This window comes from Pelomonas nitida (assembly GCF_043555975.1).
Taxonomy (GTDB): Bacteria; Pseudomonadota; Gammaproteobacteria; order Burkholderiales; family Burkholderiaceae_C; genus Pelomonas; species Pelomonas nitida.
Genome location: NZ_JBIGIA010000003.1, coordinates 226,176 through 238,662, shown reverse-complemented (window position 1 = coordinate 238,662; position 12,487 = coordinate 226,176). Strand labels below are relative to the sequence as shown.

General features: G+C 69.7%; 16 protein-coding genes. 12 read left to right on the top strand and 4 right to left on the bottom strand.

The annotated features are described in order from the left end of the window. Window positions 1–122 precede the first annotated feature (122 nt). Entirely contained in the window at window positions 123–704 is a 582-nt protein-coding gene (locus ACG00X_RS05455) for a YceI family protein (protein ID WP_394486993.1), read from the top strand. 1 nt (window position 705) lies between these two features. On the opposite strand, the gene ACG00X_RS05450 is transcribed toward ACG00X_RS05455, so the two are convergent. The 4 genes from ACG00X_RS05450 to moaA are packed head-to-tail and all read right to left on the bottom strand — an operon-like array spanning window position 706 to window position 3,188. Then, entirely contained in the window at window positions 706–1,233 is a 528-nt protein-coding gene (locus ACG00X_RS05450; RefSeq protein WP_394486992.1) for a GNAT family N-acetyltransferase, read from the bottom strand. Next, the gene (mobA, locus tag ACG00X_RS05445; RefSeq protein ID WP_394486991.1) at window positions 1,226–1,786 is read right to left on the bottom strand and encodes a molybdenum cofactor guanylyltransferase MobA; all 561 of its coding nucleotides are present in this window, start codon (window positions 1,784–1,786) and stop codon (window positions 1,226–1,228) included. Before mobA ends, ACG00X_RS05450 begins: the two co-directional genes overlap by 8 nt. Then, complete coding sequence (locus ACG00X_RS05440; protein ID WP_394486989.1) at window positions 1,783–2,079, bottom strand: hypothetical protein; 297 nt, start codon at window positions 2,077–2,079, stop codon at window positions 1,783–1,785. Before ACG00X_RS05440 ends, mobA begins: the two co-directional genes overlap by 4 nt. After that, window positions 2,079–3,188: a GTP 3',8-cyclase MoaA gene (gene moaA / locus ACG00X_RS05435; RefSeq protein WP_394486987.1), complete on the bottom strand. Its 1,110-nt coding sequence runs from the start codon at window positions 3,186–3,188 to the stop codon at window positions 2,079–2,081. The genes ACG00X_RS05440 and moaA overlap by 1 nt, the downstream gene beginning before the upstream one ends. A 73-nt stretch (window positions 3,189–3,261) precedes the next feature. Between moaA and ACG00X_RS05430 the strand changes: the two genes are divergently transcribed. The 11 genes from ACG00X_RS05430 to ACG00X_RS05380 all read left to right on the top strand — a co-directional run bounded on the left by ACG00X_RS05430 (window position 3,262) and on the right by ACG00X_RS05380 (window position 12,374). Continuing rightward, the gene (locus tag ACG00X_RS05430; RefSeq protein ID WP_394486986.1) at window positions 3,262–4,215 is read left to right on the top strand and encodes a PfkB family carbohydrate kinase; all 954 of its coding nucleotides are present in this window, start codon (window positions 3,262–3,264) and stop codon (window positions 4,213–4,215) included. Between the two features lie 161 nt (window positions 4,216–4,376). Then, a complete protein-coding gene (locus ACG00X_RS05425; protein ID WP_394486985.1) occupies window positions 4,377–5,180 on the top strand; it encodes an enoyl-CoA hydratase-related protein in 804 nt (267 codons plus the stop codon). Between the two features lie 2 nt (window positions 5,181–5,182). Continuing rightward, window positions 5,183–5,611, top strand: coding sequence for a hydroxyphenylacetyl-CoA thioesterase PaaI (gene paaI / locus ACG00X_RS05420; protein ID WP_394486984.1), 429 nt, complete (start codon window positions 5,183–5,185; stop codon window positions 5,609–5,611). Further along, complete coding sequence (paaK, locus tag ACG00X_RS05415; RefSeq protein WP_394486983.1) at window positions 5,608–6,906, top strand: phenylacetate--CoA ligase PaaK; 1,299 nt, start codon at window positions 5,608–5,610, stop codon at window positions 6,904–6,906. Before paaI ends, paaK begins: the two co-directional genes overlap by 4 nt. A gap of 11 nt (window positions 6,907–6,917) precedes the next feature. Continuing rightward, complete coding sequence (gene paaA / locus ACG00X_RS05410; protein WP_394486982.1) at window positions 6,918–7,934, top strand: 1,2-phenylacetyl-CoA epoxidase subunit PaaA; 1,017 nt, start codon at window positions 6,918–6,920, stop codon at window positions 7,932–7,934. Further along, window positions 7,934–8,227: a 1,2-phenylacetyl-CoA epoxidase subunit PaaB gene (gene paaB, locus ACG00X_RS05405; RefSeq protein WP_394486981.1), complete on the top strand. Its 294-nt coding sequence runs from the start codon at window positions 7,934–7,936 to the stop codon at window positions 8,225–8,227. The genes paaA and paaB overlap by 1 nt, the downstream gene beginning before the upstream one ends. Next, window positions 8,227–8,991 carry a 1,2-phenylacetyl-CoA epoxidase subunit PaaC gene (paaC, locus tag ACG00X_RS05400; RefSeq protein WP_394486980.1) on the top strand — a complete coding sequence of 255 codons (765 nt, stop codon included), beginning with the start codon at window positions 8,227–8,229 and terminating at the stop codon, window positions 8,989–8,991. The genes paaB and paaC overlap by 1 nt, the downstream gene beginning before the upstream one ends. Beyond that, window positions 8,991–9,458 (top strand): 1,2-phenylacetyl-CoA epoxidase subunit PaaD, encoded by a 468-nt coding sequence (paaD, locus tag ACG00X_RS05395; RefSeq protein ID WP_394486979.1) that lies wholly within the window; start codon window positions 8,991–8,993, stop codon window positions 9,456–9,458. Before paaC ends, paaD begins: the two co-directional genes overlap by 1 nt. Window positions 9,459–9,540: 82 nt before the next feature. Next, window positions 9,541–10,599 (top strand): 1,2-phenylacetyl-CoA epoxidase subunit PaaE, encoded by a 1,059-nt coding sequence (gene paaE / locus ACG00X_RS05390; RefSeq protein ID WP_394486978.1) that lies wholly within the window; start codon window positions 9,541–9,543, stop codon window positions 10,597–10,599. After that, complete coding sequence (locus ACG00X_RS05385) at window positions 10,600–11,238, top strand: TetR/AcrR family transcriptional regulator (RefSeq protein WP_394486977.1); 639 nt, start codon at window positions 10,600–10,602, stop codon at window positions 11,236–11,238. Continuing rightward, a complete protein-coding gene (locus tag ACG00X_RS05380; protein WP_394486976.1) occupies window positions 11,235–12,374 on the top strand; it encodes an ABC transporter substrate-binding protein in 1,140 nt (379 codons plus the stop codon). The genes ACG00X_RS05385 and ACG00X_RS05380 overlap by 4 nt, the downstream gene beginning before the upstream one ends. Window positions 12,375–12,487: the final 113 nt, after the last annotated feature.

Sequence of the window (12,487 nt, the reverse complement as noted above, 5' to 3'; positions counted from 1 at the left end):
CCCGTGAGGAGATGGTGGCTATGCTAGTTCAGCCCGGCGCGGGAACGCAGCGCCGTCGCCTTCAGAACTCCCATGGAATACGCCAGTTGAGCACGCAAACGACACCTCGCCGCCGGCTTTTGATGGCACCGCTCGCGCTCGCGGTGCTGGTGGGCTGCGGCAGCATCCCGCTGTCGACGGCGCCCGTGCCCGAGGGCCATGGCGATGAGCTGCGGGTGCTCGTCTACCGTGGTGGCGCCGCCGCGCGGCTGGGGCACAACCATGTGCTGCGCGCGGGCGATCTGCGGGTGACCTGGGCGGCGGCGGGTCCGGTGCTGCGCTTTCGGGTCGATGCGCTGGCCATCGACCCGCCGGCGCTGCGGGAGCGCCAGGGCGAGGGGTTCACCAGCGCCGTGGACGATGAGGCCCGCGCCGGCACGCGGGCCAACCTGCTGAAGGCGCTGGACGCTGCCGTGCACCCGGAGGTGGTGGTGCGCACGCTGCAGCAGGTGGGCGAGGGCGGCCGGCGCGCCGTGGAGGCGGAGGTCACGCTGCATGGCGTGACGCGGCGGCAGTGGTTCGTTGCCGAAGTGACCGGGCGGCGGGCGCAGGGCGAGGTGGTCGTGCGCCAGAGCGACTTCGGCATCCAGCCCTTCACGGTGCTGGGCGGGCTGCTGGCCGTGCAGGACGCGCTGGTGGTGCAGTTCGAGCTGAATCAGCCCTGAATCAGGCCTGAAGCCGCCGCAGCATCAGGTCTTTGTCCAGGCGGCGCCCGTCGGGCAGGCGCACGGCGTCGGGCAGCCGGCCGTAGCGCGTGAAGCCCATGCGCTCGTACAGGCCGACGGCGGCGCGGTTGCTCGCCGTGACGCTGAGGGTGACCTGGGCGAGCTCCGGGCTCGCCTGAAGCCGGGAGATGGCGTCGGCCAGCAGCGCGCGGCCGATGCCGCGGCCATGGTGTGTGTCCGACACCATCATGCCGACCAACTGGGCCATATGCGCCACCTTGCGGCGCGCTTCGCGTTCGCAGGTCAGCGCGCCGATGATGCGGCCGCCGATCAGCGCGACGAGCGTGAACAGCGTGCCGCTGTCGGTGCCGCTTGGCAGCCGGCTGCGGTAGCTGGCCAGGTCGCGCTGCATCTCCGTTTCGGCATCCGACGTGAAGGCATCGGGGTGGCCGGCGAGCATGGCGTCGCGCAGCGCTTTGTAAGCCGGCAGGTCCGGCTCGGTCATGGGGCGGATCAGCAGCTCATCCATGCAGGTCGGCGAGTTGGTTGAGGTTGGTGAAGGCGGCCTCGTCGTCGAAGCGGGCCACGCCATGCGCGCGGGCCTGCATCCAGCGCAGCACGGCACGGCCGCCGTCGCGCAGGTACTCGGCCAGGGGTTCGCGCAGGCGGGCGTGCAGCAGCGCATGCGTGGGGTGCTCGCGGGCCGCGTGGGCGTAGGCCAGGCCGTGCGGGCGCGCGGCCTCGAGCAGCCGGGCGGCGAGGTCCGGCGGCGGGTGCGGGCTGTCGCAGGGGGCGGTCAGCAGCCAGTCGTCGTCGCCCAGCGTGGCCAGCCCGGCGAGCATGCCGGCCAGCGGCCCGGCAAAGGCCAGATCGGCGGGATCGGCCAGCACCGGCGCGCCGAATGCGGCGTAGGCGTCGAGGTGGCGGTTCGCGCTGACAAGCAGCCGGTCGGCTTGCGGGCGCAGGGCCTGCAGCACATGCAGCGCCAGCGGCTGGCCGCGCCAGAGCTGCAGGCCTTTGTCCACGCCGCCCATGCGGCGAGCCAGGCCGCCGGCCAGCACCAGGCCGACGATCTCGCTCATGGCGGCGGCTCGCCGGGCGCGCCCGGGAAGGCGTCGGCGTCGTGGCGGGGGCCTTTCATCACCGCCATCACCCAGCAGCCGACGAGCCAGGTGGCCACCATGGTCAGCCCGAACAGCGACGCACCGGCGACGATGAAGTCGATCAACAGTTGGCGGCGGACGGCGTCGTTCGCCAGGCCGGGCTGGACGAAGCTCTTGGCGAATTCGCCGAGCAGCCACGGGCCGGCGAGGCTGGCGACGAGGGCGGCTGCGGCGCGGCGCCGAAGTGCCGGTGTGAACCAGCCGCCGCTCATCATCCGCCGATGTAGTGCATCTCGACGCGGCGCTCGCCGGCCGGCGTGGCCACACCCAGGCTGCGCAGTTGGGAGTAGCGGTCGGTGCGGGCGCCCCACACGCCGGCGATGGCGGTGGTGAGCCCGGCGTCGTCGGCCGGCTGGGGGCCGCGCAGCAGCGCGCGCAGGTCATGGCCGCGCGTGGCGAACAGGCAGGTGTAGAGGCGGCCCTCGGTGGAGAGCCGGGCCCGGTTGCAGTCGCCGCAGAAGGCCTGGGTGACGCTGGAGATGAACCCCACCTCGCCGCCGCCGTCGGCGTAGGCCCAGCGTTCGGCCGTCTCGCCGGGGGCGCTCGCCGACAACGGCACCAGCGGCCATTCGGCGGCGATGCGGCGCTGCACTTCACGCGACGGCAGCACCTGGTCCATGCGCCAGTTGTTGGTGGCGCCGACGTCCATGTATTCGATGAAGCGCAGCACGACACCGCTGTGCCGGAAGTGCCGGGCCATGGCGACGATCTCACCGTCGTTGACGCCGCGCTGCACGACCATGTTGACCTTGATCGGCCCGAGCCCGGCGTCTTGCGCGGCACGGATGCCGGCCAGCACGTCGGCGACGGGGAAGCCGACGTCGTTCATGCGCTGAAAGGCGGCGTCGTCCAGGCCGTCCAGGCTCACGGTCAGCCGCTTCAGGCCGGCGGCCTTGAGCCCGGCAGCCTTCTTCACCAGCGTGGAGCCGTTGGTCGTCAGCGTCAGGTCCAGCTCGCGGCCGTCGGGCGTGCGCAGCGCCGCCAACATGCCGATCAGCGATTCGAGCCCGCGACGCAGCGTCGGCTCGCCGCCGGTGATGCGCAATTTCTCGACGCCCAGGCCGACGAACACCCGTGCGAGCCGCGTGATCTCCTCAAAAGTGAGGAGATCGGCGTGGGGCAGGAATTCGTGGTGTTTGTCGAACACCTGCTTGGGCATGCAGTAGCCGCAACGGAAGTTGCAGCGGTCGGTCACGGAGATTCGCAGATCGCGCAGCGGCCGGCCCAGACCGTCGAAAAGCGGCTGGCCCGGCGTCGGCGCCGCACCGCCGCGAAGGCGCAGCGGACGGGCGTCGTGCAGCGGAATTTCACGGGAAAACATGGCCGCCATTGTGTCAGCGGGCTGAAGACCAGGGGCTTGCAGTGGCTCTGCGTGCGCGCTTGAATTGCCAGGAATGGCTCAGATCCTTCATCCCGACCTGCCGCATGTTGTCGCATTCGGCGAGGCGCTGACCGAACTGGTTCGCATCGGGCCCGACCGCTGGCGCAGCACTTGTGGGGGCTCGACCTGGCATGTGGCGGTGGCGATGTCGACGCTGGGCCAGTTGAGCGCCTTCGCAGGTGCCATCAGCCAGGACCCGTTCGGTGACGAGATCTGGCAGGCCAGCCGGGATGCTCATCTCGACCTGCGCTTCATCCAGCAACTGCCGCGCCCGCCGCTGCTGGCGGTCATGCACGCGGCCGATCCGCACAGTGGGTCGTTCATCGGCCAGGACAGCGCCGACCTGCATTTCCGCCCGGAAGGCCTGCCGTCGGGCTGGACGCGCGCGCTGCGCTGGGCGCACTTCGGCAGCCTGGGTCTCGTGCGCGAGCCGCTGGCCGGCCGGCTGCTGGCGCTGGCCCAGGCCCTCAAGGGCGAGGGCCGGCTGATCAGCTACGCACCGCATTTCCGCTCGCCGCCCATGGACGCGAGCTATGACGACACGCTGGCGCAAATGTGCGGGCTCGCGGACGTGATCAAGGTGTCCGAGCACGACCTGCGCGGCCTGTTCCGCGTGTCCGACTATCACGCCGGCCTGGCGCAGATCGCCGCCTGGAACCCTGGCACCTGGGTGCTGCTGACGCGCGGCAAGGCCGGCGCGACGCTCTACCACGGTGTCGAGGAGAGCAGTGGCCTGCCGCCCCATGTCGACGTCGTGGACAGCGAAGGCGCGGGCGAGGTGGCCACGGCGGCGCTGCTGGACAGCCTGATGCGCCACCCGGCGGCACCGCCCGAGGAGCACTTGCGCTGGGTGCTGGCCGCGGCGGCTGCGGCCTGCACGGCGCACGGCTTTTCGCCGCCGCAGCCGGCCCTGGTCGCGGCGCTCCTCGACGACGTCGAACTCGAGACAGTGGCGCGCGCGGCCTGACGTCGGCCTGCCTCGGGGGCCACCGGCCTGCTTTGGCGTCACCTGGGTTGACGGCTTTTGGCCGATGGGCAGGGCGGCAGGCGGGGTTTTCCCGAGCGAGTCTTGCGTCCGGACAGGCGTCTCCCTACGATTGATCGACCGGTCGGTTGGGAAATGAGGCCATGCACGAGACCCTGATCCAGAGCGAAACCCGCGGGGCGGTCCGCCTGTTGCGGTTGAACCGCCCCGACGCGCTGAACGCGATGACGGTGCCGCTGCTGGTGCAGTTGCGCCAGGCGCTGGAGTTGGCGGCGCAGGACGCGACGGTGCGTTGCGTGCTGCTCACCGGCGCCGGCCGCGCCTTCAGTGCCGGGCAGGACCTGGCCGACCCGCATGTGGCGCCGACCCGGGCGCCCGGGGCCGCGCCGAAGGACATCGGGCACATGCTGGATCAGTACTACATCCCGCTCGTGCTGCGCATGCGCAGCCTGCCGGTGCCCGTCGTCGCGGCGGTCAACGGCGTGGCTGCGGGCGCGGGGGCGAATCTGGCGCTCGGCGCCGACGTGGTGGTGGCCGCCGAGAGCGCCAGCTTTGTCCAGGCGTTTGCCAGGATAGGCCTGATCCCGGATTGCGGCGGCACCTGGCTGCTGCCCCGCCTCGTGGGCCGCGCCAAGGCGCTGGAGCTGGCGCTGCTGGGCGACAAGCTGCGGGCCGCCGAGGCGCTGGCGATGGGGCTGATTGCGCGCGTCGTGCCCGATGTGGAGCTGCCGGACGCCGCGATGGCCATCGCCCAGCGGCTGGCCGGCATGCCCACGCGCGCGCTGGTCGAGACGCGGCGCGCCATGGACGACGCGCTGAAGCTGGACTTCGAGGCCGCGCTCCGGCGCGAGGCAACGCTGCAGAGCCAGCTGGGCTTCGCGCATGACTATCTCGAAGGCACGGCGGCGTTTCTCGACAAGCGCCCGCCCACATTCAAGGACCGTTGACCATGGATGCGCAGGCCGTGGCAGAGCAGGTGCGCGACGCGATGTGGGCGGATGACGCCGCCAGCCGCATGCTGGGCATGCGCGTCGCGGAGGTAGGGCCGGGGCGGGCGGTGGTGACGATGACCGTGCGCGCCGACATGCTCAACGGCTTCGCGATCTGCCATGGCGGCCTGATCGCGACGTTGGCGGACTCGGCCTTCGCCTTCGCCTGCAACAGCCGCGATGCGCTGACGGTGGCGTCCGGCTTCGGCATCGACCTGCTGAAAAGCGCCGCGCTGCATGACGTGTTGACAGCGACGGCGCAGGAGGCCTCGCTGGCCGGCCGCACGGGGCTGTACGACGTGACGGTGAAGAACCAGCTGGGCGAGCTGATCGCGATGTTCCGCGGCCGCTCCTATCGCCTCGCCGACCGGAAGGTGCTGCAAGCATGACCGTGAAAGCCCCGCGTGCCGGTGACCTGGACGCGCTCGAAACCGCCAGCCGCGACGAGTTGCAGGCCTGGCAGCTTCAATGTCTGCGCTGGACCCTACGGCACGCCTATGACAACGTGCCGCATTACCGCGCCAGTTTCGACAAGGCCGGCGTGCACCCGTCGGACCTCAAGGCGCTGGCCGACCTGACGAAGTTCCCGTTCACGACCAAGCAGGACCTGCGTGCGAACTACCCGTTCGGCATGTTCGCCGTACCGCGCGAAAGGCTGGCGCGCATTCACGCCTCCTCGGGTACCACGGGCAAACCCACCGTTGTCGGCTACACGCAGCAGGACATCGACCACTGGGCTCAGCTCGTCGCCCGCTCCATCCGCGCGGCGGGCGGGCGCGCGGGCGACCTCGTGCACGTGGCCTATGGCTACGGCCTGTTCACGGGCGGCCTGGGCGCGCATTACGGCGCGGAACGGCTGGGCTGCACGGTCATCCCGATGAGCGGCGGCCAGACCGAGAAGCAGGTGCAGCTGATCAACGACTTCAAGCCGGACATCATCATGGTCACGCCCAGCTATATGCAGGTGCTGATCGAGGAGTTCCGCCGCCAGGGGTTGGATGCGCGGGACTCGTCGCTGAAGATCGGCATCTTCGGCGCCGAGCCCTGGACCGAGGCGATGCGCCGGGACATCGAGGCCGGTGCGGGCCTTGACGCCGTCGACATCTACGGCCTGTCCGAGGTGATGGGGCCGGGCGTGGCCAGCGAGTGCATCGAGAGCAAGGACGGCCCGGTGGTGTGGGAAGACCATTTCTACCCCGAGATCATCGACCCCGACACCGGCGAGGTGCTGCCCGATGGCAGCGAGGGCGAGCTGGTGTTCACCTCGCTGACCAAGGAGGCCATGCCCGTCATCCGCTACCGCACGCGTGACCTCACAAGGCTGCTGCCGCCGACCGCGCGCAGCATGCGCCGCATCGGCAAGATCGTCGGCCGCAGCGACGACATGCTCATCATCCGTGGCGTCAACCTGTTCCCGACGCAGGTGGAGGAGCTGGTGCTGCAGGAAGCGGGCCTGGGCGGCCAGTACCAGCTGGTCGTCACGCGTGATGGCCATCTGGACGAGCTGCTGATCCGCTGCGAGCTGGCGGTGGGCGCCAGTGACGACGGCATTGGGCAGCGGCTGGCCGAGCGCATCAAGAACCTGATCGGCGTGAGCGCCAGCGTGCGTGTCGAGCCCAACGAGTCCATCGAGCGCACGCTGGTCGGCAAGGCCCGGCGCGTGGTGGACCAACGACGGAAGTAAGGAGCGTCGCGATGTACACGCAAGCCATGGACCTGATGGCCAAGGAGGCCAGGGCGGGCGGCAAGCCCCAGGTCGTCAAGAGTGCCGACGAGCTGGCCCGCGAAGAAGCCTTCGAGGCCCGCATCGATGCCGGCGACTTCATCGAGGCCAAGGACTGGATGCCCGAGCACTACCGCAAGACGTTGGTGCGCCAGATCAGCCAGCACGCGCACAGCGAGATCGTCGGCATGCTGCCCGAGGGCAACTGGATCACGCGCGCGCCCACGCTCAAGCGCAAGGCGATTCTGCTGGCCAAGGTGCAGGACGAGGGCGGCCATGGCCTCTACCTCTACGCCGCCGCCGAGACGCTGGGCACCAGCCGCGACGAGATGACCGAGGCGCTGCTGTCCGGCCGGGCCAAGTACAGCTCCATCTTCAACTACCCCACGCTGACCTGGGCCGACATCGGCGTCATCGGCTGGCTGGTGGATGGCGCGGCCATCATGAACCAGGTGCCGCTGTGCCGCTGCTCCTATGCGCCCTATGCGCGGGCCATGATTCGGGTCTGCCGCGAGGAGAGCTTCCACCAGCGCCAGGGCTACGAGAGCCTGCTGACGATGATGCAAAAGGGCACGCCGCAGCAGAAGGCCATGGTGCAGGACGCCGTGAACCGCTGGTGGTGGCCGTCGCTGATGATGTTCGGCCCGGCCGACAAGGACTCGCCCAACTCCGAGCAGAGCATCCGCTGGGGCATCAAGCGCGTCACCAACGACCAGCTGCGCCAGAAGTTTGTCGACGCCACGATTCCGCAGGCCGAGATCCTCGGCGTGACGGTGCCGGACCCGGCGCTGAAGTGGAACGCCGAGCGGGATTCGTACGACTTCGGCGCCATCGACTGGGCCGAGTTCTGGCGCGTGGTGGGCGGCGAAGGCCCCTGCAACCGCGAGCGGCTGGCCGCCCGCAACAAGGCCTGGGCAGAGGGCGCCTGGGTGCGCGAGGCAGCGATGGTGCATGCCCGCAAGCAGGCCACCAAGATGGAGGCGGCGTGATGAGCAATCCGAGAGATGAATGGCCCTTGTGGGAAGTGTTTGTCCGCAGCAAGGCGGGCCTGGACCACAAGCACTGCGGCAGCCTGCACGCGGCCGACGCGGCGATGGCCATCCAGATGGCGCGCGACGTCTATACCCGCCGGCAGGAGGGCGTGAGCATCTGGGTCGTGCGCTCCGAGCAGATCGTCGCCAGCGACCCGGCCGAGAAAGGCAGTCTGTTCGAGCCGGCCGGTGACAAGGTCTACCGCCACCCCACGTTCTACGAGCTCCCGGAAGAGCTCAACCACATGTGATGGACGCCAAGACCACCTACGTTCTGCGGCTGGCCGACACCTGTCTCATCCACAGCCAGCGGCTGTCCGAATGGGCCGGCCATGCGCCGGTGCTGGAGGAAGACCTGGCGCTGACCAACATCGCGCTGGACCTGCTGGGCCAGGCGAGGGCTCTGCTGACGCATGCCGGGCAGCTGGAAGGCGCCGGCCGTGATGAAGACCAGCTCGCCTTCCTGCGCGAGGAGCGCGAGTACCGCAACCTCATCCTCGTCGAGTTGCCCAACGCGGCGGCCAGCCCGAGCGATGGCGCCGGCGGGCGGGACTTTGCGCTCACCACGCTGCGCAACGCCGCGATCGCGATCTGGCTGGAGCTGCTGTTTGACCGCCTGCAGACGAGCCGCGACGCGGAGCTCGCCGGCATCGCCGCGAAGTCGCTGAAGGAGGTGCGCTACCACCGCCAGCACAGCAGCGACTGGGTCGTGCGGCTGGGCGACGGGACCGAGGACTCGCAACGCCGCATGCAGGCCGCGCTGCAGGTGCTGTGGCCTTACTTCAACGAATTGTTCGCGGCCGATGGCGTGGATGGCGTCGGCCCCGCCTGGCGCGAGCTGGAGCCCGACTGGCGCGCCCGCTGGGCCACGCTGATGACCGAGGCGACGCTCACGCTGCCACCCGGCAGCGCGCTGCAGCCGCGCGGCATCGACGGCATCCACAGCGAGCACATGGGCCACCTGCTCGCCACGATGCAGTTCCTGCAGCGTGCCTACCCGGGCGGGACCTGGTGATGAACCTTGCCGCCGCCCGCGAGCGCCTGGCCCAGGTGCCCGACCCGGAAATTCCGGCGGTGACGCTGGTGGATCTGGGCATCGTGCGCGACCTGCGCGAGACGGCCGCAGGCGTCGAGGTCGTGCTGACGCCGACCTACAGCGGCTGCCCCGCCACCGAGCTGATTGCCGACGACGTGCGCGCGGCGCTGGCCGGGTTCGGCGAGGTCACCGTCACGCTGCAACGCGTGCCGGCCTGGAGCACCGACTGGATCAGTGCCGAGGGCCGCGAGAAGCTGCAGCACTACGGCATCGTGCCGCCGCAGTGCAGCGCGGAGCAGGCCATGAGGGTCGTGCCGCGCCTGCGCTGCCCGCGCTGCGATGGCGGCAAGACGGAGCAACTGTCCCGCTTCGGCTCCACCGCGTGCAAGTCCACCTGGCGTTGCATCGAATGCGGCGAACCCTTCGAATACTTCAAACCCTTCTGACCGATGCACCCCCCATATTCACTTCGCTCACTGCCCCCCGAGGGGGCGTCAACGCCCTTGGGGCGGCCGGGCGGGCGTTGAGATGGCCCTTCACTTCCACCCGCTGCGAGTGACCTCCGTCGAGCGCGACACCGAGGACGCCGTGGTCGTCGGCTTCGAGGCGCCGGCCGAGGGCTTCGGCTTCGAGCCCGGCCAGTACCTCACCTTGCGCGCCAGCATCGGTGGTCGGGAGCTGCGCCGCAGCTACTCCATCTGCTCCGACCGGCTGTTGCGCGTCGGCATCCGCCGCGTCGAGGGCGGCGTGTTCTCGAGCTGGGCGCACGAGCAGTTGAAGCCCGGCGATGTCATCGAGTCCTACCCGCCGCAGGGCCGCTTCGTGTTGCCGCCGGCCGGCGGGGCGCGCCATGTGCTCTTCATCGCCGGTGGCTCCGGCATCACGCCCATCTTGGCGCTGATGACGGCGTTGCTGACCCGCGAGCCGGCTTCGCGCGCGACGCTGATCTATGCCAACCGTCGCACGGCGTCGACGATGTTCAAGGAAGACCTTGAGGACCTGAAGAACCGCTTCATGATGCGGCTGTCGCTGCATATGGTCTTCAGCCGCGAGGTGGTGGACGCGCCGCTGTGCGCGGGCCGGCTGGACGCCGGCAAGCTCAGCGCGTTTCTCGCCGGCCCGGTGCCGGCGGCCAGCATCGACGAAGCCTTTGTCTGCGGCCCGTTCGAGATGAACGACCAGGCCGAGGCCGCGCTGCGGGGGCATGGCCTGCCGGCCGCGCGCATCCACATCGAGCGTTTCGGCACGCCGGAGATGGCCAGGGGTGGCGCTGCACCGCACGAGGTCAGGCCTGGCGATGCGCCCGAGGCGCGCGTGACCGTCATCCGTGATGGCCTGTCGCGCGAGATCGAGTTTCTTGCCAGCGACGCGAGCCTGCTCGACGCCGCCGCGCGCCAGGGCCTGGACGTGCCGTTCTCGTGCAAGAGCGGCGTCTGTTCCACCTGCCGCTGCAAGCTCGTCGAGGGCCGGGTGCGCATGGACAAGAACTTCGCGCTCGACAAGGCCGAGGTCGCGGCAGGCTTCATCCTCAGCTGCCAGGCCCATCCGTTGAACGACCAGGTCGTGATCAGTTTCGACGAACGCTGAATGCCCAGAAAGCGCGCTCCCACCTTCGAAGCCCAACGGGACGACATCCTGGCCGCTGCGGCCCGGCTGTTCGCGACGCAGGGCTTTTCGGCCACCTCCATGAACCAGGTCGCCGAAGCCTGTGGCGTGGCCAAGCCCACGCTGTACCACTACTTCGAGGACAAGCAGGCGCTGCTCGCGCAGATCTGCGACGGCCATGTGCATGCACTGCTGGCGCTCGTCGACGCGGTCAAGGCGCAGCAGCTGGCGCCCGAAGCCCAGCTGCGCAGCCTCATCGAGCGTTTCACGCGGGCCTACGCCGATGCGCAGGACGAGCACCGTGTGCTGACCAGCGAGATCAAGTTCCTGGCCGATGCTGAGCGTGAGCGCCTGCTGAATGTCGAACGCCGGGTGGTGGAGGAGTTTGCGGCGGCCCTGTCGCTCGTGCGCCCCGAACTGCGCACGGCGCGGCTGCACAAGCCGCTGACCATGCTGCTGTTCGGCATGATCAACTGGACCTTCACCTGGCTGCGGCCCGAAGGCGAGTTGTCGCACGAGGCGCTGGCGGCGCTGGTGAGCGACCTGTTCTTTGGCGGGCTCGGTGCGGTGCAGACGCACGCCGTCGATCTTCAAGACAACCACGAGGAGACAACCCCATGAAGCGCATCCATCACCTGGCGCTGGTGGCGACCCTGAGCCTGCCGGCGCAGGCCGACATCAACGTCGGCGTGACCGTGTCGGCCACCGGCCCGGCGGCGTCGCTCGGCATCCCGGAGAAGAACACCATCGCGCTGATGCCGACGACGCTGGCCGGCCAGAAGGTCAACTACCTCGTGCTGGACGATGCATCGGACACCACCACCGCCGTCGCCAACACGCGCAAGTTCATCACCGAGAACAAGGTCGACCTCATCATCGGCTCCACCGTCACGCCCAATTCGCTGGCGATGATCGATGCGGTGGCCGAGAGCGGCACGCCCATGATCTCGATGGCCGCGTCCGCCCGCATCGTGGAGCCGGTGGAGGGCAAGAAAAAGTGGGTGTTCAAGACGCCCCAGAACGACATCATGATGACGCTGGCCATCATGACCCACATGGCCGACAACGGCGTGAAGAAGGTGGGTTTCATCGGCTTCGCCGACGCCTACGGTGAGGGCTGGTGGGGCGAGTTCCAGAAGATTGCCGCCACCAAGAAGCTCGGCATCGTGGCCAGCGAGCGCTACAACCGCACGGACACGTCGGTCACCGCCCAGGTGCTCAAGTTGGTTTCGGCCCGCCCTGACGCCATCCTCATCGCCGCCTCCGGCACGCCCGCCGCGCTGCCGCAGAAAGCGCTGAAGGAGCGCGGCTACACCGGCCGCATCTACCAGACGCACGGCGTGGCCAACAACGATTTCCTGCGCGTGGGCGGCAAGGATGTGGAAGGCACGCTGTTGCCCTCGGGCGCGGTGCTGGTGGCGTCGCAGTTGCCGGCGGATCATCCGGTGAAGCAGAGTGCGCTGGACTACATCGGCAGGTACGAGGCCGCCTACGGCAAGGGCAGCGTGTCGACCTTCGGTGGCCACGCCTGGGATGCCGGCCTGCTGCTGGCTGCAGCGGCGCCCGAGGCGCTGAAGAAGGCCCAGCCGGGCACGCCGGCCTTTCGCGCCGCGCTGCGCGATGCGCTGGAGAACGTGAAGAACGTGGCTGGCGCGCATGGGGTCTTCAACATGTCGGCGGGTGACCACCTGGGCCTGGACCAGCGGGCCCGCGTGATGGTCGAGATCAAGAACGGTGCGTGGGTGCTGTTGAAGTAGCCCACCCCCTGCGCACCACCGATTCCACTGATTCGCTGGCCTAGGCGCTTCGCGCGCCCCCTCAAGGGGGCACTGCCAGTGGCCCGGCAAAGCCGGTTCCACGGCAGTTGCTG

Excerpts from the sequence above, each read along its gene's own strand:
- paaC (WP_394486980.1), top strand. The coding sequence starts at position 8,227 with ATGGACGCCAAGACCACCTACGTTCTGCGGCTGGCCGACACCTGTCTC.
- paaE (WP_394486978.1), top strand. The coding sequence starts at position 9,541 with ATGGCCCTTCACTTCCACCCGCTGCGAGTGACCTCCGTCGAGCGCGAC.
- ACG00X_RS05385 (WP_394486977.1), top strand. The coding sequence starts at position 10,600 with ATGCCCAGAAAGCGCGCTCCCACCTTCGAAGCCCAACGGGACGACATC.
- moaA (WP_394486987.1), bottom strand. The coding sequence starts at position 3,188 with ATGTTTTCCCGTGAAATTCCGCTGCACGACGCCCGTCCGCTGCGCCTT.
- mobA (WP_394486991.1), bottom strand. The coding sequence starts at position 1,786 with ATGAGCGAGATCGTCGGCCTGGTGCTGGCCGGCGGCCTGGCTCGCCGC.
- paaK (WP_394486983.1), top strand. The coding sequence starts at position 5,608 with ATGACCGTGAAAGCCCCGCGTGCCGGTGACCTGGACGCGCTCGAAACC.
- paaB (WP_394486981.1), top strand. The coding sequence starts at position 7,934 with ATGAGCAATCCGAGAGATGAATGGCCCTTGTGGGAAGTGTTTGTCCGC.
- ACG00X_RS05455 (WP_394486993.1), top strand. The coding sequence starts at position 123 with ATGGCACCGCTCGCGCTCGCGGTGCTGGTGGGCTGCGGCAGCATCCCG.
- paaD (WP_394486979.1), top strand. The coding sequence starts at position 8,991 with ATGAACCTTGCCGCCGCCCGCGAGCGCCTGGCCCAGGTGCCCGACCCG.
- ACG00X_RS05430 (WP_394486986.1), top strand. The coding sequence starts at position 3,262 with ATGGCTCAGATCCTTCATCCCGACCTGCCGCATGTTGTCGCATTCGGC.
- paaI (WP_394486984.1), top strand. The coding sequence starts at position 5,183 with ATGGATGCGCAGGCCGTGGCAGAGCAGGTGCGCGACGCGATGTGGGCG.
- ACG00X_RS05440 (WP_394486989.1), bottom strand. The coding sequence starts at position 2,079 with ATGAGCGGCGGCTGGTTCACACCGGCACTTCGGCGCCGCGCCGCAGCC.
- paaA (WP_394486982.1), top strand. The coding sequence starts at position 6,918 with ATGTACACGCAAGCCATGGACCTGATGGCCAAGGAGGCCAGGGCGGGC.
- ACG00X_RS05425 (WP_394486985.1), top strand. The coding sequence starts at position 4,377 with ATGCACGAGACCCTGATCCAGAGCGAAACCCGCGGGGCGGTCCGCCTG.
- ACG00X_RS05380 (WP_394486976.1), top strand. The coding sequence starts at position 11,235 with ATGAAGCGCATCCATCACCTGGCGCTGGTGGCGACCCTGAGCCTGCCG.
- ACG00X_RS05450 (WP_394486992.1), bottom strand. The coding sequence starts at position 1,233 with ATGGATGAGCTGCTGATCCGCCCCATGACCGAGCCGGACCTGCCGGCT.